Origin of the sequence: Campylobacter sp. 2018MI01 (assembly GCF_018501205.1) — a bacterium.
In the GTDB taxonomy this organism is placed as follows: domain Bacteria; phylum Campylobacterota; class Campylobacteria; order Campylobacterales; family Campylobacteraceae; genus Campylobacter_E.
In genome coordinates this window covers 1-385 of the sequence record NZ_JAHCZE010000212.1, presented here as the reverse complement: position 1 = coordinate 385, position 385 = coordinate 1, and the positions used below count along the sequence as shown (strand labels likewise).

Here is a 385-nt window from a genome sequence, read left to right as displayed (position 1 = left end):
GTATAGTTTTAACCCCTAAACATATAACCGAACTTTTTTGCGATTTACTAGAGTTAAAGCCAAGCGATAGAGTGCTTGACCCTTGTTGTGGAACTGCTGGATTTTTAATAGCTGCTATGCATAAAATGCTAAGCAAAGCAACAAACGAAATAGAGAAAAATAATATAAGAAAAAATCAACTTTTTGGCATAGAAGAACAAAGCTATATGTTTAGCATAGCTACAACAAATATGATTTTAAGAGGAGATGGCAAAAGTAACCTTGAAAACAGCGATTGTTTAGCACAAATCCCATCGCAATTACATCTTGAAAAAAGGTGTAATATAGGTATGATAAACCCACCTTATTCTATGGGAGATAAAAACAATCCTAGTGTATATGAGAT

1 protein-coding gene is annotated in these 385 nt (G+C 33.0%); it reads left to right on the top strand.

All coding sequences use genetic code 11. The annotated features are described in order from the left end of the window. Positions 1–385: HsdM family class I SAM-dependent methyltransferase (locus tag KJQ97_RS09705; RefSeq protein WP_214120737.1), on the top strand; the 385-nt coding region annotated here is incomplete at both ends.